Source organism: Planotetraspora silvatica (assembly GCF_016863315.1).
GTDB classification, from domain to species: domain Bacteria; phylum Actinomycetota; class Actinomycetes; order Streptosporangiales; family Streptosporangiaceae; genus Planotetraspora; species Planotetraspora silvatica.
Genome location: NZ_BOOQ01000030.1, coordinates 191501 through 213292, shown reverse-complemented (window position 1 = coordinate 213292; position 21792 = coordinate 191501). Strand labels below are relative to the sequence as shown.

21 protein-coding genes are annotated in these 21792 nt (G+C 70.5%); 17 read left to right on the top strand and 4 right to left on the bottom strand.

Annotated elements, in window-relative coordinates; translation table 11 throughout:
* Window positions 1-172: 172 nt before the first annotated feature.
* From Psi02_RS23420 to Psi02_RS23375, 11 genes are all read left to right on the top strand, one after another.
* Window positions 173-1246 (top strand): LacI family DNA-binding transcriptional regulator, encoded by a 1074-nt coding sequence (locus Psi02_RS23420; protein WP_275415237.1) that lies wholly within the window; start codon window positions 173-175, stop codon window positions 1244-1246.
* Window positions 1247-1316: 70 nt separating this feature from the next.
* Window positions 1317-2573, top strand: coding sequence for an ABC transporter substrate-binding protein (locus tag Psi02_RS23415; protein ID WP_203977596.1), 1257 nt, complete (start codon window positions 1317-1319; stop codon window positions 2571-2573).
* Window positions 2574-2586: 13 nt separating this feature from the next.
* Window positions 2587-3576 (top strand): carbohydrate ABC transporter permease, encoded by a 990-nt coding sequence (locus Psi02_RS23410; RefSeq protein ID WP_239095094.1) that lies wholly within the window; start codon window positions 2587-2589, stop codon window positions 3574-3576.
* A complete protein-coding gene (locus Psi02_RS23405) occupies window positions 3573-4391 on the top strand; it encodes a carbohydrate ABC transporter permease (RefSeq protein WP_203977594.1) in 819 nt (272 codons plus the stop codon). The genes Psi02_RS23410 and Psi02_RS23405 overlap by 4 nt, the downstream gene beginning before the upstream one ends.
* A 135-nt stretch (window positions 4392-4526) precedes the next feature.
* Window positions 4527-6518, top strand: coding sequence for a glycoside hydrolase family 31 protein (locus Psi02_RS23400; protein ID WP_203977592.1), 1992 nt, complete (start codon window positions 4527-4529; stop codon window positions 6516-6518).
* A gap of 97 nt (window positions 6519-6615) precedes the next feature.
* A complete protein-coding gene (locus Psi02_RS40775) occupies window positions 6616-6741 on the top strand; it encodes a hypothetical protein (RefSeq protein ID WP_275415236.1) in 126 nt (41 codons plus the stop codon).
* A gap of 160 nt (window positions 6742-6901) precedes the next feature.
* A complete protein-coding gene (locus tag Psi02_RS23395) occupies window positions 6902-8005 on the top strand; it encodes a DNA glycosylase AlkZ-like family protein (protein WP_203977590.1) in 1104 nt (367 codons plus the stop codon).
* Between the two features lie 126 nt (window positions 8006-8131).
* A complete protein-coding gene (locus tag Psi02_RS23390) occupies window positions 8132-9103 on the top strand; it encodes an RNA polymerase sigma-70 factor (protein WP_239095093.1) in 972 nt (323 codons plus the stop codon).
* A 149-nt stretch (window positions 9104-9252) separates the two neighbouring features.
* The gene (locus Psi02_RS23385; protein WP_373317665.1) at window positions 9253-11322 is read left to right on the top strand and encodes a PhoX family protein; all 2070 of its coding nucleotides are present in this window, start codon (window positions 9253-9255) and stop codon (window positions 11320-11322) included.
* A gap of 169 nt (window positions 11323-11491) precedes the next feature.
* Window positions 11492-12073 (top strand): cysteine hydrolase family protein, encoded by a 582-nt coding sequence (locus Psi02_RS23380; protein WP_203977586.1) that lies wholly within the window; start codon window positions 11492-11494, stop codon window positions 12071-12073.
* 7 nt (window positions 12074-12080) lie between these two features.
* Window positions 12081-13049 carry a GlxA family transcriptional regulator gene (locus tag Psi02_RS23375; protein WP_203977584.1) on the top strand — a complete coding sequence of 323 codons (969 nt, stop codon included), beginning with the start codon at window positions 12081-12083 and terminating at the stop codon, window positions 13047-13049.
* 24 nt (window positions 13050-13073) lie between these two features.
* Here Psi02_RS23375 and Psi02_RS23370 read toward each other — a convergent pair whose 3' ends face one another.
* Together Psi02_RS23370 and Psi02_RS23365 are read right to left on the bottom strand one after the other, a co-directional pair.
* Window positions 13074-13706 carry an AAA family ATPase gene (locus Psi02_RS23370; RefSeq protein WP_203977582.1) on the bottom strand — a complete coding sequence of 211 codons (633 nt, stop codon included), beginning with the start codon at window positions 13704-13706 and terminating at the stop codon, window positions 13074-13076.
* A gap of 9 nt (window positions 13707-13715) precedes the next feature.
* Window positions 13716-14711 (bottom strand): TetR/AcrR family transcriptional regulator C-terminal domain-containing protein, encoded by a 996-nt coding sequence (locus Psi02_RS23365; RefSeq protein WP_203977580.1) that lies wholly within the window; start codon window positions 14709-14711, stop codon window positions 13716-13718.
* Between the two features lie 152 nt (window positions 14712-14863).
* Between Psi02_RS23365 and Psi02_RS23360 the strand changes: the two genes are divergently transcribed.
* Window positions 14864-15973, top strand: a complete 1110-nt coding sequence (locus Psi02_RS23360; protein WP_203977578.1) for an FAD-dependent monooxygenase — start codon at window positions 14864-14866, stop codon at window positions 15971-15973.
* A gap of 16 nt (window positions 15974-15989) precedes the next feature.
* Here the strand turns inward: Psi02_RS23360 and Psi02_RS23355 are convergent, their stop codons facing one another.
* Window positions 15990-16451 carry an SDR family oxidoreductase gene (locus Psi02_RS23355; RefSeq protein ID WP_203977577.1) on the bottom strand — a complete coding sequence of 154 codons (462 nt, stop codon included), beginning with the start codon at window positions 16449-16451 and terminating at the stop codon, window positions 15990-15992.
* A gap of 117 nt (window positions 16452-16568) precedes the next feature.
* Between Psi02_RS23355 and Psi02_RS23350 the strand changes: the two genes are divergently transcribed.
* The 4 genes from Psi02_RS23350 (at window position 16569) to lepB (ending at window position 19860) form a co-directional block, all read left to right on the top strand.
* Window positions 16569-16772 carry a hypothetical protein gene (locus Psi02_RS23350; RefSeq protein ID WP_203977575.1) on the top strand — a complete coding sequence of 68 codons (204 nt, stop codon included), beginning with the start codon at window positions 16569-16571 and terminating at the stop codon, window positions 16770-16772.
* 116 nt (window positions 16773-16888) lie between these two features.
* Complete coding sequence (locus Psi02_RS23345; protein WP_203977573.1) at window positions 16889-17812, top strand: Ppx/GppA phosphatase family protein; 924 nt, start codon at window positions 16889-16891, stop codon at window positions 17810-17812.
* Between the two features lie 9 nt (window positions 17813-17821).
* Window positions 17822-18772: an NADP-dependent oxidoreductase gene (locus Psi02_RS23340; protein ID WP_203977571.1), complete on the top strand. Its 951-nt coding sequence runs from the start codon at window positions 17822-17824 to the stop codon at window positions 18770-18772.
* A gap of 254 nt (window positions 18773-19026) precedes the next feature.
* A complete protein-coding gene (gene lepB, locus Psi02_RS23335) occupies window positions 19027-19860 on the top strand; it encodes a signal peptidase I (protein ID WP_203977569.1) in 834 nt (277 codons plus the stop codon).
* Window positions 19861-19863: 3 nt separating this feature from the next.
* On the opposite strand, the gene Psi02_RS23330 is transcribed toward lepB, so the two are convergent.
* Window positions 19864-20763 (bottom strand): LysR family transcriptional regulator, encoded by a 900-nt coding sequence (locus Psi02_RS23330; protein ID WP_203977567.1) that lies wholly within the window; start codon window positions 20761-20763, stop codon window positions 19864-19866.
* A 72-nt stretch (window positions 20764-20835) separates the two neighbouring features.
* Here Psi02_RS23330 and Psi02_RS23325 point away from each other — a divergent pair, with 72 nt between their 5' ends.
* Entirely contained in the window at window positions 20836-21771 is a 936-nt protein-coding gene (locus Psi02_RS23325; protein ID WP_203977565.1) for a dihydrodipicolinate synthase family protein, read from the top strand.
* Window positions 21772-21792 lie beyond the last annotated feature (21 nt).

The window sequence follows — 21792 nt, the reverse complement described above, 5'->3', positions numbered from 1 at the left end:
ACTAGCAAGGTAACCGACACCCGGGCTATCGGTTCCGATCATGGCCCTTGACGCAGCCGCAGCCCAGGCGGCGGCGCGGCCCCGGGGCTGTGTCACGCCACCGGGAGACGTGACGCGGCGATCCGCACATTGAGGTCTTGTCAGCGATCTGTGCTGATGTTACGTTGCCGAAATCGAATCAGTTCGAAAGCGGGAGACGGCCTTGACGGTGACCATCGCCGACGTCGCGCGGCACGCGGGCGTGTCACGTAGCACGGTCTCGTACGTGTTGAGCGGCAAGCGGTCGATCTCCGCCGAGACCATCAAACGAGTCGAGCGCAGCATCGAGGAACTCCAGTTCCGGCCGCACGCGGGCGCCCAGTCGATCCGGACCCGCCGCACCGGGGTCATCGCGATGGCGCTGCCCCTCGTCCACGGCCCGCACAACCAGGTGCAGATGCCGTACGTGTGGGCGGCCCTGGCGGCGGCGCGGCAGGCCGGCCTCAAGCTGCTGATGTTGCCCGACGACGACGGCGAGACCGCCATCAGGGACGCGGTCGGCACGGCGCTGGTCGACGGCGTCATGGTGATGGAGGTGCAGCAGCGCGATCAGCGGGCGAAGCTGCTGCGCTCGCTGAAGTGCCCGGCGGTCCTGGTCGGCACCCCCGACAACCCGCAGGGCCTGCCGTACGTCGACTTCGACTTCGCCGCCTGCGGCCGATTGTGCGCCGAGCACCTGCTGGAACTCGGGCACTCCCACATCGGCTTCCTGGGCCAGCCGCCCGAGACCTACCGGCGGGGCGTCGCGTACGCCGCCCACGCCCGCGACGGCGCCATGACGGCGCTGCGTGAGCAGGGCGCCCAGGCCACGTGGACCGCGTGCGACCCCTCCTCCGGCGGTGTGGTCGCCGCGCTCGAGGAACTGCTCGCGAAAGACCCCGAGATGAGCGGCCTGATCGTCTACAACGAGTGGGCGCTCCCCCTCGTCGTCGACCGTCTCGCCTCGCTCGGCCATCGGGTGCCCGACGACATCTCGGTCATCGCGATCTGCCCCGACGACGCGGCCGAACGCCTGGCCCATCCGCTGACCACGGTCTCCCTGCCCGTGGAGGACCTGGCCCGGATCTCCGTACAGCGCCTGGCGGACCTGATCAACGGCGAGCGGCCGCCGTCGGTCACCATGCTGGCACCTGAGCTGAAGGTCAGGGAGAGCACCGGCCGGCGCCGCGACGCCGCCGCCGGCACCCGCCGCCCCACGACGAATTAACCCCCTCCGCTCCACAACAAGGCGAACGTTCAATCGCCGTTCGTCGAATCAGTTCGAAAGGCAGTCCACGATGACACGCATATCGGGTCCCTCCGTCCGGTTAGCGCGCCGCGCCGCGGCCGTCACCGTCGTCACCGTCACCGCGCTGTCCGCGACCGCGTGCGGCGACAGCGTCGGGGACACCTCCGGGACCGGCTCGGGCAGTGCCTCGACGCTGACCGAGATCGACTACTACGAGGCCGCGCCGCAGAACACCCAGCTGCCGAAGCTGCTGGACGAGTGCGGCGCCCAGGTGGGCGTCAAGATCGAGCATCAGCAGGTGCCGCGCGCCCAGTTCATGCCCAAGCTGCTGCAGCAGGCGTCGTCGCGCGCGATGCCCGACCTGGCGCTCATCGACAACCCGGACCTGCCCCAGCTGGCCGCGACGGGGGGCCTGCTGCCGCTGTCCGACGCGGGGCTGACCACGGAGGGGCTCTACCCCTCGATCGTCGAGGCGGGCCAGTTCCAGGGCAAGACATATGGGATCGCGCCGGGCGTCAACGGCCTGGCGCTCTACTACAACAAGGACGCCTTCACCGAAGCGGGCCTGACGCCGCCGAAGACCTGGGACGACCTGACGAAGGCCGCCCGCGCCCTGACCAAGGGCCCCCGGTACGGCATCGCGTTCTCCGCGGTGGGGACCGAGGAAGGCAGCTTCCAGTTCGAGCCGTTCTTCTGGACGGCCGGAGCCAGTCTCAAGCAGCTGGACTCGCCGCAGGCCGTCCAGGCGCTGACGTTGTGGAAGGACCTGGTGGACGGCAAGTCGGCGTCCAAGTCGGTGGTCACCTGGACCCAGGCGGACGTCAACGACCAGTTCATGGCGGGCAACGCCGCGATGATGGTCAACGGTCCGTGGCAGCTCCCCACGCTGAACGAGAACAAGGACCTGCACTTCGGCATCGTCCCGATCCCGATCCCGTCACCTGAGGCCAAGCCGGTCACCCCGCTCGGCGGCGAGGTGTGGACCGTGGGCCACAGCGACCCCGCCCGGGAGAAGAACGCGGTCGCGGTCCTGAAGTGCCTGCTGAGCCAGGACAAGAGCCTGGAGTGGTCGACCAACGCCGGATACATCCCGAGCAACCAGGCGGCGGCCGAGCAGATGTCCGCCTCCAATCCGCAGTTGGCCGCGTTCGTCGAGGAGGTGGCCACCGCCCGGGCACGCACCGCCGAGCTGGGAACCGCGTATCCGAAGGCCAGCGAGGCGCTGTTCAACGCGATCCAGGCGTCCCTGGCCGGCGGAACGCCGCCGCAGGAGGCCCTGACCGCGGCGCAGGACGCCGCGGCCTGAGAGGACCCCTCTGATGATGGCCGACATCACCCACAGCCAGGCCGCGCCGGCCGACGTCCGCGTGCGCCCCATCGGAAAGCCGATGGGGCGGAGCGCGGGCGTTCGCGGAGGCCGGGGCGGCACCGGCTGGGCCGCCTTCGGTTTCATCGCGCCGGCCTGGCTGTACGTCGCCGCCTTCTACGTTTACCCGCTGGCGGGCAACGTGCGGATGAGCTTCCAGGACTACACGGTGACCTCGTTCTTCACCGGACGGGCGCCGTTCGTCGGCTGGCGGAACTACGAGGCGGTCTGGCGGGACCCCGCGTTCGCCAAGACCGTGGTGAACACGGTGGCGTTCACGGTGGGTTCGCTGCTCTTCCAGTTCGGCATCGGCCTGGCGCTGGCGGTGTTCTTCCAGCGCCGGTTCCCCCTCGGCGGCGTGCTGCGCTCACTGCTGCTGGTGCCGTGGCTGCTGCCGCTGGTCGTGTCCGGCACGGCCTGGCGGTGGATCATGGAGACCGACTCGGGGGTGCTCAACCAGGCGCTGATGCAGGTCCACCTCATCGACCAGCCGATCCCGTGGCTGGCCAGCACGAGCGTGAGCCTGCTGTCGGTGACGCTGGTCAACATCTGGGTCGGCATCCCCTTCAACATGGTGATCCTCTACGGCGGTCTGCAGGGCATACCCGTCCACCTCTACGAGGCCGCCGCACTGGACGGGGCCGGCGCCTGGCAGCGGTTCCGGCACATCACCCTTCCGCTGCTGCGCCCGGTGACCGCGGTGGTGCTCACCCTCGGGCTCATCTACACCCTGAAGGTATTCGACGTGATCATGGTGCTCACCCAGGGCGGGCCGGCGAACTCCTCGCAGACCCTGACGACCTTCGCCTACGACCTGTCGTTCCAGCGGCTGACGTTCGGTCACGGAGCCGTCGTGGGCAACCTGCTCATCGTCGTCGCCGTGGTCTTCGCCTTCGTCTATCTCCGCGCCACCCGCGACGGCGAGGGGCGGGCCGCCGCATGACGACCGTCCGGCGGTTCGCCACGACGGCGGCAGGGGTGCTGATCCTGGCGGTCATGCTCTTCCCGCTGTACTGGATGGTGAACGCGTCCCTGCTGCCCTCCACCGAACTGGTCGGCAGCGAGCCCGCCTGGCTGCCGATCCACGCCACCTTCGACGGGTACCGCAACGCCCTGTCCAGTCAGGGCGGTCACCTGCTCACGAGCCTGTACGTGTCGCTGGGCACGGTGGCCGTGACGCTGCTGATCGCCGTCCCCGCGGCGTACGGGCTCGCCCAGCTTCGCGCGGCCGGGGGCAGGCTGCTGGTGTTCGCGCTGCTGATCGCGCAGATGATCCCGGGCATCGTGATGGCCAACGCCCTCTACGTCGCCGCGGACGCCCTGCACCTGATCAACTCGCCGCTCGCGCTCGTCCTGGCCGACTCGACGCTTTCGGTGCCGTTCGCCGTCCTGATCCTGCACGCGTTCATGCGCACGGTGCCCGCCGAGGTGCGGGAAGCCGCCGCGATCGACGGCGCGTCACGGCTGCGGACGCTGGTGTCGATCATCCTGCCGGTCAGCCGCAACGCCGTGATCACGGCCGGCCTGTTCTCGTTCCTGTTCGCCTGGGCCGACTTCCTGTTCGGCGTGACCCTCACCTCACGCGACGAGCGGGCGCCGATCACGGTCGGCATCTACCGGTTCATCGGTGCGCACATGAGCGACTGGAACAGCGTGATGGCCACCGGCGTCATGGCGTCCGTGCCGGTCGCGGTGCTGCTGGTGGTGGCCCAGCGCTACGTCGCCGCCGGCATCACCGCCGGCAGCGTGAAGGACTGACCCTCCCGTGGACCCGCCCCTCACCCCACTGACTGCCCCGGACCCACCTCCACGCGTCCACACCGCTGACCGTCGTGGACCGCCCCCACGCATCCACACCTGCGAATCCTCTGATCTTCCTTGACAGGAGAACCCTTGCCTCGTCCGTTCACCGAGTCCGCGCACCAGCTCATCTGGCGGCGCGGACACGAGGTGCTCGCCATCCAGCCGTGGGGCCGCGACAGCGTGCGGGTGCGCGCCGGCGTCCACCACATCCTCGACGGCCTGCCCGGCGCGCTCGACGCGGAACCCCCCGCGCCGGACGGCGCACGCGTCGAGATCGGCGCGGATCAGGCCACGCTGACCTGCGGCATGCTGACGGTCACGGTCACCGCCGAGGGACTGCTGACCGCCACTCGATCCGACACCGGGGCCGAGTTGCTGCGCGAGGAACCGGCCCATTTCTGGTGGCCGGGGTCGCGCCACTTCGAGGCGGCGGGCGGCGGTCACCACCGCATCGAACAGCGGTTCGCCGCCTACGACGACGAGAGGATCTACGGGCTCGGGCAGCACGGGCACGGCCGGTTCGACCAGAAGGGCATGGTGCTGGAGCTGCGGCAGCGCAACGGCGAGGTGACGATCCCGTTCGCCGTGTCCAGCCGGGGCTACGGCCTGCTGTGGAACAGCCCGGCGGTCGGCCGGGTGGAGTTCGCCGCCAACGGCACCCGCTGGGTGGCCGATCAGGCCCGGCAGCTCGACTACTGGCTCACCGCGGGCACGACGCCCGCCGAGATCCTGTCCAACTACGCCGACGCCACCGGGCACGCTCCCCGGCTGCCGTCGTGGGCGTCGGGGTTCTGGCAGAGCAAGCTGCGCTACGAGAGCCAGGAGGAACTGCTGGGCGTGGCCCGCGAGTACGCCCGCCGCGGCCTGCCGTTGTCCGTCATCGTCGTCGACTACCTGCACTGGCGGCACATCGGCGACTGGGAGTTCGACCACGACGCCTGGCCCGACCCCCACGCGATGGTGGACGAGTTGCGACGCCTCGGGGTGGAGCCGGCCGTTTCCGTGTGGCCCTCGGTGAGCCCGCTGTCGGCCAACTACGGCCCGATGCGCGAGGCCGGACTGCTGATCGCCACCGAGAGCGGCGCGGCCGTGCACGCCGAATGGCCCGACGGCGAGTCGGACTCCGACATCGGCGTGGCGTTCTACGACGCGACCGACGAGCGGGCCAGGGACTGGTTGTGGGACCAGTTGTACGAGCACTACTACAAGGCCGGGGTCCGCATCTGGTGGCTCGACGCCTGCGAGCCGGAGACGCGGCCCGGGCACGCGCACAACCTCAGCTTCGCCGCCGGACCGGGCAGCGAGGTGGCCAACCTCTACCCGCGGGAGCACGCGCGCGGCGTCTACGAGCACATGCAGGCGCTGGGCGAGACCGAGGTGCTCTCGCTGTCCCGCTCGGCCTGGGCGGGCTCGCAGCGCTACGGCGTGGCCCTGTGGTCGGGCGACATCCCGGCCACGTTCGACGCCCTCGCGTCCTCCGTACGGGCCGGGCTGAACGTCGCGATGAGCGGGATGCCGTGGTGGACGACCGACATCGGCGGTTTCCACGGCGGCGACCCCGGCGATCCGGCGTACCGCGAGCTGATCGTCCGATGGTTCCAGTTCGGCGCCTTCTGCCCGCTGTTCCGCCTGCACGGCCACCGCGAGCCGCGGGTCAACCGCAGCTTCGTCGGCGTGTCCGGCGGTCCGAACGAGGTCTGGTCCTTCGGCGACGAGGCGCTAGATGCGATCACGGACGTGATGGCCCTGCGCGAGCGGCTGCGGCCGTACCTGCACGATCAGCTGCGCGACGGCGAGCGCACCGGGCTGCCCCTGATGCGCCCGCTGCTGCTGGAGTTCCCCGGCGACTCCGCCGCCTGGTCCGTCGACGACCAGTTCATGTTCGGCCGCGACCTGCTGGTGGCCCCGGTTACCGTCCCCGGCGCCCGCAGCCGCGAGATCTACCTGCCCGCCGGAGCCGCCTGGACGCACACCGACACGGGTGTGGTCCATCGCGGGGGCACCCGGGTCACGGTCGACGCCCCTCTCGACCGGATCCCCCTGTTCGTCCGGGACGACGCCCGGCTTCCCGTCCATCCCTGACCCCACCGTCCACCCTTCCATCCCTGACCCACCCGTCCTCCCGCTCCCCCGGCGCGTCCCCGGTCCGCCCGCCTCTACCCACCCCCCAGGAGGAGTGATGACCCCCCACGCCCGCCTCCACGTCCTCGTCCGCCGATGGCTCGCGCCGGTGCTCGCCGTCGCCGCCATGATGGTGATGACTCCGCTGTTCGCGGCGCTCGACAGCGCCGACGTCACCCGCTGACCCGTCTTCCCCGGTGTGCCGGGCCGTACGGCGCACCGGGGAAGGCCCAGACGCGGCCACGAGCGCGACATCGGTGTGGTGGATCCTCCCGGACTGCGAATCCTGGAGAGATCGTCCGGACAGTGGCTCCCGATGAGATCGGTCGCCTAGCCTCGAGGTCGTGACCGTCCATGAGCTCTCCCGTACCGACGCGCGCCGCATCGCCGTGCAGGCGCAGCTCCTGGACGGCTCTCGGCCTGCCGAGCTGCTCGATGTGGTGCGCCATCTGACTCTGCTGCAGATCGACCCGACCGCCGCCGTGGCACCGAACGCCGACCTCGTCGCGTGGAGTCGCCTCGGATCGTCGTACGCGCCGACCGGCTTGACCACGGCGCTTGAGAACCGGACGCTGCTCGAACTCCGGGCGATGATCCGGCCCAGCGAGGACCTCGCGCTGTACCGCGCCGAGATGGCCGAATGGCCCGGGAGCGGGAAGCTGACCACATGGCGGGAGTACAACCGCGACTGGGTGCGCGCCAACGACGCGTGCCGTCTGGACATCCTCGATCGGCTTCGTTCCTCGGGGCCGCTCCCGTCACGCGATCTGCCGGACACCTGCAAGACGCCGTGGAAGTCGACCGGGTGGACCGACAACCGCAACGTCACACAACTGCTGGAGTTCATGGTGGCGCGAGGTGAGGTCGCCATCGCCGGACGCAGCGGTCGCGAGCGGCTCTGGGACCTGGCGACGCGGGTCTACCCCGACGACCCGGTGGTCCCCGCCGGTGAGGCGCTGCGCATCCGCGACGAGCGGCGGCTGCGGGCTCTGGGCATCGCCCGCGCCCGAGGACCGGCTTATCCCGGTGAGCCCGCGGACGTGGGCGAGGCCGGTGAACCGGCCGTGGTCGAGGGGGTCAAAGGCAGGTGGCGAGTCAATCCGTCCCTGCTGGGCCGGCCGTTCTCGGGGCGAGCGGCGTTGCTTTCGCCCTTCGACCGGCTGTTACACGACCGCAAGCGCGCCGTCGAGCTCTTCGAGTTCGACTACCAGCTGGAGATGTACAAGCCCGCCGCCAAGCGCCGGTGGGGATACTTCGCGTTGCCGATCCTCTACGGCGACCGGCTGGTGGGCAAGCTCGACGCCACCGCCGACCGCGCGGCCGGGGTGCTGCGGGTCGACGCGATCCACCAGGACGTCGCCTTCACCGAGACCATGACCGCGGAGATCGGTCATGAGATCGAGGACCTGGCCCGCTGGCTCGGCCTGGACCTCACACTGCCCCGCTGAACGCGCCCCACGGCTTGTGTGGCCTGAATCACATTCGGCGTCTGTCACATGAGAGCCCGTCCGCCCGTCCTGTCGCCGCAATCGAACTTCCCCGGCCGGCGGCCGGGGCGGAGACATGGAGTGATCATGCGAGTTCTCCTCGCCGGAGCCACCGGAGCGATCGGCCGCAGGATGGTGGCCGGCGGGCCCGGCGGGAACCGGAAGACACAGTCAGAGGAGGAGGGGCAGGACATGCGGACGTCCGCGGAGGTGTTCGAGGAGCACAGGCAGTTACTCCTCGGCCTCGGATACCGGCTGCTGGGCAGCATGTGGGACGCCGAGGACGTGGTCCAGGACGCGTACCTGCGCTGGACTCAGACGGACAGGTCCGAGGTGCGCGAGCCGCGGTCCTTCCTCGTGACGATCGTGTCGCGGCTCGCTCTCGACCAGTTGCGCTCGGCGCGGGTGACCCGTGAGGCCTACACCGGTCCCTGGCTGCCCGAACCGGTGGACGGCCAGGCGTTCGGCCCGCTCGACACGGCGGAACTCCGCGACACCCTCTCGTACGCGACCCTGCATCTGATGGAGCGGCTGTCCCCTCCCGAGCGCGCGGTGTTCGTGCTCCGGGAGGCGTTCGACCTGCCGTACGACGACATCGCCGAGATCGTCGGCAGCTCGGCCGCGACGTGCAGGCAGTGGCACCACCGTGCGGCCGGGCGACTGGCGGACGGCCGGGACAGATTCCACCCGTCGGCCTCGGACCACGACGAGTTGCTCGGCCGGTTCCTGGCCGCCGCGCGGGGCGGAGACCTGGCCACGCTGACCGACCTGCTGGCCGAGGACGTCGTCGCCTACAACGACGGCGGCGGCAAGGTACGCGCCGCGCTGCGCCCGGTCGTCGGCCGCGCCAACGTACTGGCGTTCGTCGCCGGGCTGATGTCCCGCTATCCGATCGAGGACGTGCGCGCGGTCGAGGCCAACGGCGAGCCGGCGATCTGGACGGTGATCGGCGGTCAGCGGCAGCTCGTCACGTTCGACATCCGGGCCGGCCGCATCCACGCTATTTACGCCGTCCTCAACCCCGACAAGCTCTCCCACATTAATCAGGACATCAGCTGATTTATCCATATATCGGCCGAATGTAGTAATACGACCTATTTCTCGCCACCACTGGAATCGATTCACCCAACGGGCAATCTCAATTCATCTGAAATTCAGATCGCACGTCTTACGGTAAGGGGCAATCGTCTCCGATCTTGGAGGGCCCTGTGGCGAACCCTTCTCCCCGAAGGATGCTCCCGCTGTTATCCGCTCCACGCGCAGGCGGGCGCGATGCGATGACATGCCGCTTCCGTTGTGGTGATGCCTGTGCACACGAAGTTCCCAATACCAGTGACAATCCCTATTTCGGCGACATCCTCTCCGGCACGTTCTCCCGACGTGGCGCGCTCCGGGCAGGAGCCCTCGGCACCCTGGTCGCGACCGTCGGCGTCACCGGTGCGGCCGTGCCCGCCGCGGCCGACAGCGGTCGCGGCTCGTCCTCCGGGCACGGGTACCGGGACGGCCTCGGATTCACCCCCGTGGCGCCGAACTCCGCGGACGCGCTGACCGTGGCGGCCGGCTACGTGTCGTCGGTGGTGGTCCGCTGGGGTGACCCGGTCCTCCCCGACGCGCCCACGTTCGACTTCGACAGGCAGACGGCCGCGGCGCAGGCGAAGCAGTTCGGCTACAACTGCGACTTCGTGACCTTCTTCCCGCTGGGACGCGATCGCGGCCTGCTGTGGGTCAACCACGAGTACACCGACGAGAACCTCATGTTCCGCGGGTGGACCACCGGCGACACCGCGCCGCTGGAGCAGATCAAGATCGGGCTGGCCGCGCACGGCGGCTCGATCGTGGAGGTCGAACGGGTCGGGCACAGCGGGCAGTGGAAGCTCGTGACCCGTGGCCGCCGCCGCTACAACCGCCGCATCACCGCGCAGACCCGGATGGCCTTCTCGGGTCCGGCGGCCGGCTCGGCACTGCTGACGACCGCGGCCGACAGGCGTGGAACCACGGTGTACGGCACGCTCAACAACTGCGCGGGAGGCACGACGCCGTGGCAGACGGTCCTCACCGGTGAGGAGAACTGGAACCAGTATTTCGTCGGCGGCAACGGGGTCCCCGAGGCGCAGAAGACCTACCTGACCCGGTACGGCATCAGCACCACCACCGCGATCCCCAGCGGCAACCGCCGCTTCGACCGGGTCGAGGAGCGGTTCGACCTCGCCAAGCATCCGCAGGAGATCAACCGGTTCGGCTGGATCGTGGAGGTCGACCCGTTCGACCCCGACTCCACACCGGTCAAGCGCACCGCCCTGGGCAGGTTCGCGCACGAGGCCGCCACCACCACGCTCACCCGGGACGGCCGCGTGGCCGTCTACATGGGCGACGACGGCCGGTTCGAGTACATCTACAAGTTCGTCTCCAAGGACCGCTACATCCCGGGCTTCGACCGGCACAACCGGGATCTGCTGGACGAGGGCACGCTGTACGTGGCCACGTTCACCGGCGACAGCCCCGCGGCCGAGATCGACGGCTCGGGCACGCTGCCGAAGGACGGCGCGTTCGACGGGGCGGGCACCTGGATCCCGCTGGTCAGCGGTGACAAGTCCTTCGTCCCCGGCATGACGGCCCAAGAGGTCCTCGTCTACACCCGCGTGGCCGCGGACAAGGTCGGCGCGACCAAGATGGACCGCCCCGAGGACATCGAGCGCAACCCGGTCAACGGCGCCGTCTACGTCGCGCTGACCAACAACACCAACCGGACCGCGGCCCAGGTCGACGAGGTCAACCCGCGGACGGCGAACAGGCACGGCCACATCCTGGAGATCGTGGAGAGGAAGAACGACGCGGGCGCGACGTCGTTCGGCTGGTCGCTCCCCCTCGTCTGCGGCGACCCCGCCGATCCCTCGACGTACTTCGGCGGATACGACAAGACGAAGGTCTCGCCGATCTCCTGCCCGGACAACGTCACCTTCGACGCCCAGGGAAACCTGTGGATCTCCACGGACGGCAACGCTCTGGGCAAGAACGACGGCCTGTTCGCGATGCCGCTCGCCGGTTCCGAGCGCGGCCACGTGCGGCAGTTCCTGACGGTTCCCTTCGGCGCCGAGACCTGCGGCCCGCTCATCACCGGAGACCAGCTCAGCGTGTTCGTCGCCGTACAGCATCCGGGTGAGATCACCGGTGCGACGCCCGACAACCCGTCCAGCCACTGGCCCGACGGCGGGGCCGCCCAGCCTCGGCCGTCCGTCGCGGTGGCCTGGCACAAGCAGGGCAAGAAGATCGGCTCCTGAATCCGGCCGGCCGCTCACGATGAGGACCGTGACCCGCCCGGGCCGCGGTCCTCATCCGGTCGTCCAGCCGGCAGGGCCCTGACCTGTCGGCTGAGACGACCGGATCGTTCCGCATCGAGCCTCGATGGTGTCTTATGCCGACCCCCTGCCCGGCGACAGGCTTGGCGGTATGAAACGTGCACTCGTCGTCATCGACGTCCAGGAGTCCTTCCGGCGGCGTCCCATCTGGCAGGCCGTGTCCAACCCCGGCATCGTGGGCCAGGTGAACCGCCTGGTGACCTGGGCCAGGGACCGGGGCGACCTCGTCGTCTGGGTCCTGCACACCGAGCCGGGCACGGGGAACGTCTTCGATCCGGACTCGGGCCACGTCCGGATGATGGACGGGCTGAAGCCGGAGGAGGGCGAGCCCGTGCTGACCAAGACCTCACGCAACGCGTTCACCACCACCAACCTGCAGCAGATCCTCACGACGGAGGGCATCCGCGATCTGGTGGTCTGCGGGATCCAGACCGAGCAGTGTTGCGAGACGACCACGCGCCTGGCGGCCGACCTCGGCTTCGACGTCACGTTCGTCACCGACGCGACCGCGACCTTCCCGATCCCGCACCGCGACGCGCCGCAGGACCGTGAGCTCGAGGAGATCATCGCCGACCCCCGGACCCTGCAGGTGGCCGAGATCATCACCAGGACGGAGTACGCCCTGGCCGGCCGCTTCGCCGCCATCACCAGCACGACGGCATTGGTAGGCTGACCAGATCGTGCCCCGAGTCGTCTTCCTGCTCCTCCCCCGGCTGCACCTGCTGGACCTCGCCGGTCCGGCCCAGGTGTTCTCGACGGCCGCCGATCTCGGGTACGGCTACGAGCTGAGCTACGTGGGTGAGCGGGAGGACGTCCCCACCGCCCAGGGCCTGCCGATCCGGGCCCAGGTCACCTGGCCCGAGCTGGACACGGGCGACCTGGTCGTGGTGCCGGGCTGGCGGGGGCCGACATTCCACGACAGCCCGAGGCTCGACCCGGACAGCTCCCGCAGGCTCGCCGAGCATCACGCGGCGGGCGGCACCGTGGCCAGCGTCTGCGCGGGAGCGGACGCGCTCGGCCGGGCCGGGCTGCTCGACGGCAGGCGCTGCACCACCCACCACGGCCTGCAGGACGAACTGGCCCGCCGGTATCCGCGGGCGACCGTGGTCCGCAACGTGCTGTTCGTCGTCGACGACCGGGTGGTGACCTCGGCCGGAATCGCCAGCGGCATCGACCTCGCGCTGCACCTGGTCGCGGTACGGCACGGGCCGGGGGCCGCCGCGAGGATCGCCCGCGAGATGGTGGTCTACACCCGGCGCAACGGCGACGAGCGGCAGGCGGGGGCCCTGCGCTACCGCTCGCACCTCAGCGACGTGGTCCACCGGGTGCAGGACCTGATCGACTCCCGCTTCACCGAGCCGCTGCCGCTGGGCGGCCTCGCCACCGCCTCCGGGGTCAGCCCGCGCACCCTGACCAGGATCTTCGGCGAGGCGACCGGGATGACCCCGCTGCGCTACCAGCAGACGCTCCGGGTGGAACGCGCGGAGCACCTGATCGGTCGGGGCGCGTCGGTGGAGTCGGCCGCCCGCGCGGTCGGCTTCCAGGACGCCCGCATGCTCCGCCGCCTCAGAGCCCGTACGAACGTCCCCTCTGCCGGAAGCTCTGGAGGGGGCCCGGCCGGGAGCGCGTCCAGCACCTACGACGCCTGACCCCGGCGGAGCCGGCTCCGTCTCTCAGTCGAGCCGGATGTGCTTCACCCCGGTCCAGGCCCGGCGCAGCCGGCCCCGCAGCGCACTGTCCGTGTTCGAGGCGAGGGTGAGCCCGGTGGCGCCGGCGATGTGCTCGGCGACCTGCGAGACCGTCAGCCGATCCGTCCAGATCTGCTCGGCGAACTCGGCGTCGTTCAGGCGCCGCAGGCAGTGGTCGAGCTTCGCGACGGCGAAGCTCTCGCGGCGCAGCGAGGCGTTCTCCCCGGCCACGAACCGCACGACGTGTCCGAAGCCGCGCTCGCGCAGGCGTCGCAGCACCGTGCGGCGGTCGGCCAGGAGTGCGAAGTGCCGGACGTCATGACCTCGCTCCCGAAGCCGGCCGACGGTCTCCCCGAAGTACGCCGGCTCCACGACCGTCATCGGAACGATCACCGTGCCGCTGTGCCGGGTGAGGGCCAGGTCCAGCACCTCGAACACACCCTGTCGCCAGGCCGGCAGGTCCTGGAAGTCTCCGCGCAGACGCGGAGGCATCATCCGGTGCAGGCCGAATCCGACGTGTTCCGGGTCGCAGATGACGCTGCCGGGAAGCCGCCGCCGGATCTCGTGGGCGGTCTGCGTCTTGCCGCCGCCGAAGGGGCCGTTGATCCACAAGAGCATGGGCAGACCCTAACTCTCAGCCGGTCCGCCTCGCCCACGTTGCTGCCGCTCGATGAGGCGGGCGAAGCCGTCGAGCAGGGTCCGCAGGCCGAGCTCGAAGAGCTTGTCGAAGTCGAGGTCGTAGCCGCCGTCCTCGGCGAAGGCGTCAATGAGCCTGGCGAAGGCCGGGTAGCGGCCGGTGGCGGCGATGGAGCCCATGGCCGGGCCGTGGAGCTCCATCCACTGGTCCTCGGACAGACCGGTGACGGCCTGGGCGTGGGTCTCCCGTTCGAGGTGGACGGCCAGTCCCTGGACGTGGCTGTAGAGCAGCACCTGCAGATCGAGCCTGGTGGTCGGGTCGAAGCCCTGCTCGTCCAGCGCGGTGAGGATCCGCTCGCCGTGGACCAGCAGGTTCTGCAGCGGCAGCGGCCTGGTGAGGGCGTTGAACTGGGCGAGCCAGGGATGGCGGCGGTACAGCGTCCACATCGCGCGCGCGCTGTCTTCCAGTTGGGCCCGCCAGCCGGCCGGGGGCGGCTGCGCGTAAGTGTGCTCACCGAACGCCGCGTCCGCCATCAGGAGGATGAGGTCGTCCTTGTCGGCGACGTGACGATAGGTCGACATGGTGGCCACGCCGAGCCGGGCCGCGACACCGCGCATCGACAACGCGTTCAGCCCCTCGGCGTCGGCGATCTCGATCGCGGCACGCACGATGCGCTCGCGCGTCAGTTCCTGTTCGGCCACCGGCGCCGGGCGTGCCCTGCGACGCGGCTCGCCCTGCGCCGGGCGGGCCTCCGCACCGGCGTCCCGTGGTGCCACGACCGTGCCGACGCGGGGCTGGGCTCGCACGAGCCCCTCCTGACGCAGGGTGGCCAGCGCCTTCGTGGCGGTCGCGAGCGCGACGCCCCAGTCCCTGGCGATCTGACGAGTCGACGGCACCCGATCCCCCGGTGCCAGCCGGCCGTCCTCGATCCGCCGGCGGATGTCGGCGACGATGCGCCGGTAGGGCGGTTCGATGGTCTCTGTCACCGGCTCGGCTCCTCCCGCCTGTTCTAGTACAGACCCTACATCAAGCTCATAAGAATCGCCCTGTACTAGGGCAGACTCGCAGGTCAACGCGTTTTCTTATGGATGCGTACGATGTACATTCAGATCTCGCGTACATCGTAGGAGGAGAACAGATGAAAACCGTGCTCATCTCTGGAGCGAGCGTCGCCGGACCGGCCCTCGCCTACTGGCTGCACCACCACGGCTTCGCGCCGACCGTGGTGGAGCGGGCGCCCGCACCGCGTGCCGGCGGCCAGGCGATCGACATTCGCGGAGTCGCGCTCGACGTGGTCGACCGGATGGACATGCTGACCCCGTTGCGGGAGTCGCGCACCCGCATGCGTGGAATGTCCATGCTGGACGGCGACGGCAACGAGATCATGCGCTCGACCGAGTACACGGCGAGCAGCGGCCGCCTGGACAGCGACGACATCGAGGTGCTCCGCGAGGACCTCACCCGGATGCTGTACGAGCGCACGGCCGCGGGCACCGAGTACGTGTTCGGCGATTCCATGGCCGCGATCGAACAGGACGAGGACGGCGTGCGGGTGGAGTTCGAGCGCGGCCGGCCGCGCACGTTCGACCTCGTGGTGGGCGCCGACGGGCTGCATTCGACGGTGCGGCGACTGGCATTCGGCCCCGAGGCCGAGTTCATCCACCACCTCGGCACCTATGTGTCGGTGTTCACCACCGAGAACATCCTGAACCTGGACGACTGGCAGGTCTGGATCCGCGACGGCGACCTCGGCGGCGGCATCTACCCGGCACGGGACAACACCGAACTTCGGGTCAACCTCGGCTTCATGTCCGAGCCCCTGGACTTCGACCACCGTGACCTGGACGCCCAGCGCCGCCTGGTCGCCGACCGGCTCGCCGGAATGCGCTGGGAGATACCGCGACTGCTCAAGGCCATGTGGCAGGCGCCCGACTTCTACTTCGACGCGATGGCCCAGATCCGGATCGACTCGTGGTCGCGCGGACGGGTGACCCTGCTCGGTGACGCGGGCTACTGCGCCTCGCCGCTGTCCGGCCAGGGCACCAGCCTCGCGCTGGTCGGCGCGTACGTGCTGGCCGCCGAACTGGCCGCGGCCGGCGGTGACCACCGGTCCGCGCTGGCCCGGTACGAGCGGCGCATGCGCCCGTTCGCCGAGCTCAACCAGGCCCTGGCCACGGAGAACCCGGGCGGCCCCGCCTCCGAGGAGTCGATCGAACGGGCGAAGAACGCGATCTCCCTGGATGCCTGACCGGCCTGCCCGCGGGTCAGGCCGCGTATCCGCCGTCGACGTTGATGGTGGCACCGGTGATGTAGGCGGCGTCGGGACCGGCGAGATACACGACGAGGCCGGCCACCTCGTCGACGGTGCCATACCGGTCCACGGCGATGTAGGGCTTGGTGATCGCCGCGAACGGCCCGTCCTCCGGGTTCATCTCGGTGTCCACGGGCCCTGGCTGAATGGTGTTCACGGTGATGCCGCGGCCGCCGATCTCCCGCGCCAGTCCCCGTGCGAAGCCCGCCACCCCGGCCTTGGTCAGGGCGTACACGCTTCCCCCGCCGAAGTGAATGCGGTCGGCGTTGATGCTGCCGATGGTGATGATGCGGCCCCCGCTGCCCATGTGCGCCAGGGCCGCCTGGGAGGCGAAGAAGACGCTGTGCAGATTGACCGCGACCGTGTGGTCGTATCCCTCCGCCGTGATCTCCCCGATCGGGCCGACCCCGCCCACGGCGAAGGGTTACGACGGGACCACGATGGCCGACCTGTCCTCGGCGATGAACCTGAAGCCGGGCAGCATCTACGCCGCCAATCGGACGGCGCCCGGCTGGAAACCGCCCGACGGCGCGTGGCCGGGGAGGCGGTGCTCCGCAAGCGGTTCGAGCAGGCGAGAGACGACGGATCGCTGCCCGAGGGGGTCGAGCCGAGAGTCCTGGCCACATACGTCACCGCGCTCTCCCAGGGAATCGCCGTCGAGGCGGCGTCCGGAACTCCCCGAGCCGATCTCGACGCGATGATCGACCTGGCCCTGGAGCGACTACCCTGGGAGTAGGCTCTCCTGAACCTTGGCGCGGCCTGTACGCGAACGGCACCAGTCCCCCGCTGACGCCCGGCCGCCGAACGACGATCCGTCCCCCATGGGCTGGGGACCGCAGAGAGGTGGTGCGGATGCGGCAGGCGGCTGTCCTGGACGTCGGCTGTCACAGCGCTCTGCTGACCGTGGTCCGCCGGCCGCACGGCCAGGCCGGCCTGGAGACGGTGCTGTCCCACAAGGTACGGCTGAGCCTGCACCAGATGCTCGCCCCGGACGGGCAGTTGGACGAGCAGGGGATACGCAGCGTCCAGCAGGCGGTGGCCGAGACGATGGACGCCAACCCGGCCGCGCAGTCCCGCGTCTTCGCCTTCGCCACCTCCGTCATCCGGGACGCGCCCAACCGCGACGAGGTCATCGCCCGGATCGCCGGGGCCACGGGCACCCGGCTCCGGGTGCTGCCCGGCCGGGAAGAGGCGCGGCTGGCCTACGTCGCGGCCCGCCAATGGGCCGGGCACACGTCGGACCCACTGCTGGTCCTGGACATCGGCGGCGGCACCATAGAGATCGCCTCCGGCACCGGCCGGGAACCGCACACCGTGCATTCGCTGCCGCTGGGCGCCAGGACGATCACCCGCAGATGGCTGCCGGGCGGGGCCGCCTCCTCCTCGCGGCAACTGCGCAGGGTCCGGCATCACCTCCGGCGGGCGCTGAGCCGGCAACCCGGTCTGCCGACGCCCCAGCCCGGCGGACATGTCCTCGCCAGTTCGAAGACCTTCACCCAGCTCGCCCGGCTCGCCTTCGCCCAGGGCGAGCCGCCCTGCTCGCGCAGCCGTCTGTCGCTGACCGGCGTACAGGCGTCACTCGCCCTGCTGGCCGACATGGACCCGGCCCACCGTGGAGAGCTGCCGGGCATCAGCACACACCGCGCCGAGCAGTCCCTCGCCGGAGCGCTGATAGCCGAGGCCCTCATGGAGGCCTGCGAGGCCACGAGCGTGGAGATCTGCCCCTGGTCCACCCGGGAGGGGCTCCTGCTCGAACGCCTCGGATCGACCCACTGACGGAGAGCGATGCGTGCCATAAGCCAGGACGCCCTCGGCGGTCCAGAAGTCCTGCGGGAAATACAAGTGGAGCGGCCGGCGCCGGGTCCGACCGAGGTGCTGGTGCGCGTGCACGCCGCCGGGGTCAATCCGACCGACTGGAAGCATCGCGCCACGGGCGGCTTGCTGGGAAAGCCGCCGTTCGTTCTCGGATGGGATGTCTCCGGGGTCGTCGAGTCGGTCGGCCTCGGAACGACACTGTACAAACCGGGTGACGAAGTGTTCGGCATGCTGCGCTACCCGTACGGGCACGGCGCCTTCGCCGAGTACGTGGCGGCGCCGGCCCGCACCTTCGCCCGTAAACCCCGGAACATCGACCATGTGCACGCGGCGGCACTCCCGCTGGCGGCGCTGACCGCATGGCAGGCCCTGAAGGACACCGCGGGGGTGACGGCCGGGCAGCGGGTGCTCGTCCATGCCGCCGCCGGCGGAGTGGGCCACCTCGCGGTGCAGATCGCCAAGGCCCGGGGTGCGTACGTCATCGGCACCGCGAGCGCCGCCAAACACGCGTTCCTGCGCGGTCTGGGAGCGGACGAACCCGTCGACTACCGGAGCGTGGACTTCGCCGAGGTGGTCGAGGACGTCGACGTGGTGATCGACACCATGGGCGGCGACCACGGGCCGCGCTCTCTGCGCACCATGCGCCGAGGCGGCGTCATCGTCTCGCTCGTGTTGTCCAACACGGACGAGGGGCTCCGGGCACAGGCCGAGGCACTGGGCATCCGGGCGGAGTCCATGCTCGTGGAGCCGGACCTCGCCTCCCTGAAGGCGATCGCCGCGTTGGTGGAGGCGGGCAGACTCCGGGTCGAGATCGACACCGTGCTGCCCCTGGAACAGGCGGCCAAGGCGCACGAACGCGGCGAGACAGGCCGTACGACCGGCAAGATCGTGCTCACCGTGAACGACTCCGCGGGAGCCTAGAACCCGGCTGCGCCGCCCACCTGCGCATCCTTTCCGTCGTCGGCGCTCCGGCCCGCACCGCGCCCGCACCGAGCCCGCCCCGCGCCCGCCCCGCGCCCGCCCCGATGCCGGCGCCGATCCGAGGCCACGGACAATGGAGCTCTTCATCGTGTCGAAGCACCCTCGGCTCGGGGCGTCCAAAGTGCCGGGACGAGGGCCAGTAAGATCAAGAATCTCGGTGCTTCCCTGCACCGCCCTACCGGGACGAGGTAACCGTGGTCGCGGAAGACACCGAGCAGGCCGACGAGGGGCGCAAGGGCAGGAAGGGCTCGTTCTTCCGGGAGCTTCCGATCCTCGTCGTCGTCGCCCTGGGTCTGGCGTTACTGATCAAGTCCTTCGTGGTCCAGGCCTTCTACATCCCGTCGGAATCGATGGAGAACACTCTCCTGATCAACGACCGGGTCCTGGTGAACAAGCTCGTCTACCATGTCCGCGACATCGAACGCGGCGACATCGTCGTCTTCTCCGGCGTCGACTCCTGGGATCCCGAGGTCCCGTACGAGGATCCCGGCAATCCCATCGCCCGCGCCCTCCACTGGACGGGCATCCAGTTCGGCCTCGTCCCCGGCGACAAGGACTACATCAAGCGGGTCATCGGCAAGCCCGGCGACACGGTGAAGTGCTGCGACTCCAAGGGGAGGGTCACCGTCAACGGCACCGCGATCGACGAACCCTACCTGTATCCCGGCGACGTGCCGTCCGATCAGCCCTTCTCGGTCACCGTGCCGAAGGACCGCCTGTGGGTCATGGGCGACCACCGATCCGTCTCGTACGACTCCAGGCGCCATACGGGCGACACGGGCGGAGGCACGATCCCCGTGGACAAAGTGGTCGGTCGAGCCTTCGTCATAGCGTGGCCGTTCGATCGCGCGAAGGTGCTTTCGATACCCGACACGTTCGCCCAGCCGGCGCTGAACGCCGCTTCATCGGTCGTGGGGTCGCCGTTGCTGCCGGCTATCGCAGGAACCGTGCCGCTGGCGTTGTGGCGTCACCGCCGGTTCGCCCGGCGTTCCCGGATCCGGCGAAGGACGCAGGACCGGCCCTCGTAGCGTCTACTCGGCGTCCAGCCCGACCGGAACGGAACTCCGCAACGCCTCGGTGATCGCCGCCACGGCCGGATGCCCACCTCCGCCGCTCCGGAAGGCGACCTTGGTGCGCCGCCGGATCGGCACCCGCGTCAGGACCGTGCCCGGCGGGGCGTCGAACGTCCCGATGTGGGGAACGAGCGCGACCCCTTGCCCCGCCGCCACCAGGGCCAGCACCGTGGAGAACTCGTCGATGCGGTGCCGGACCCGCGGGGTGTAACCGGCGGCCTGACAAGCACGGATCGTCATCTGGTGGCACGCCGTACCCGGCGAAGCCGTGATCCAGTCGGCCGCCTCGCACCGGGCGATGACCTGGTCCGGCGGCGCGTCCAGCGGGGACGCGGAGGCCAGATACATCGACTCGGCGCACAGCGGTGCCACGGTCAGGCCCGGTGTGGATGCCTGGGGGACGAAGTCGTAGTCGTGGATCAGCGCCACGTCCAGCTCACCGGCTCTCAGCGCGTCGCCGATCGCGGCCGGGTCGATCTCCGACACCATCGGCTCCAGCGCCGGGTGCCGGCGGCTCAGCTCGATCAGCGCGGCCGGCAGGATCGCCCGGGCCGCGGTCGGGAAGGTGCCGATCCGCAGTGGCCCGGCGAGGCCCCGGCGGGCGTCGATCAACTCCGCGGACGCCAGTTCGAGGCGTTCCAGCAACGCTTCGGCGTGCCGGGCGAGGTTGCGGCCGGCCGGCGTGAGGCGCACGCGGCGGCCGGTACGTTCCAGCAAGGGCACACCGGCTTCCCGCTCCAGAACCGCCAACTGCTGCGACACGGCCGACGGGCTGAAGGCCAAGGCCTGGGCGACCGCCGCGATGGTGCCGCGATGGTCGAGTTCCCGGAGCAGGCGGAGGCGGCGAAGCTCGAGCATCGGCTCAGCTTACGCTTTGAGCCGGAAAAGGTAACTGGACCTGGGCAATTCCACCGGGCCACCATCGATCCCATGAGCCCTGCGACTTTGAGCCCCGACGCCCTGAGCACCGACGCCCCCGGTAACGACACCCTGGCCGGGATCCACGTCCCGCTCATCACGCCCTTCGCCGCCGACGGCACGGTCGCGGCCACCAGCCTCGAAGGCCTCGCCCACGCCGTGCTCGACGCGGGCACGCGCGGCATCGTCGCCCTCGGGACGACCGCGGAGCCGGCCTCGCTCACCGCGGACGAGAAGCACACCGTCATCGAGGTCTGCGTCCGCGTCTGCCGGGAACGCGGCGCCACGCTCATCCTCGGCGCGGGATCCCACGACACCCGCGCGACCGCGGCGGCGCTGGCGGAGCTCGCGCACCTGCCGCACGTGACGGCCGCCCTGGTGCCCGTCCCGTACTTCACCCGGCCGCAGGCGGCCGGCGTCCTCGCGCACTTCACCAGCCTCGCCGCCGCCAGCCCGGTGCCGCTGATCGTCTACCACGTCCCCTACCGCACCGCGCAGCCGCTCAGCGCGGCCTGCCTGCGCGCACTCGGCGCGCTGCCCGGCGTCGTCGGCATGAAGTACGCGGCCGGCGGCGTCGACGAACAGGCCGTCGAACTCCTCGGCGACCTCCCGGAGGACTTCGCGGTCCTGGCCGGCGACGACCTGTTCGTCTCCCCGCTCCTCGCGCTCGGCGCCGCCGGGGGCATCCTGGCCTCGGCCCACCTGGCCATCGAGTCGTTCGTGGAGCTCGCCGCCGCCTGGCACGCCGGGGAGGCGACCCGCGCCCGGAACCTCGGCCACCGGCTGACCGCGCTGTCGGCCGCCCTGTTCAGCGAGCCCAACCCCACGGTGCTCAAGGGCGTCCTCCACGCCCAGGGCCGAATCCCGACGGCCGACGTCCGGCTCCCCCTGGTCCCCGCGTCCCGGGCCACCGTCGACGCGGCGCTGGACCGGCTCGCGGAACTCTGATCAGACGATCCCGCGAGGCCA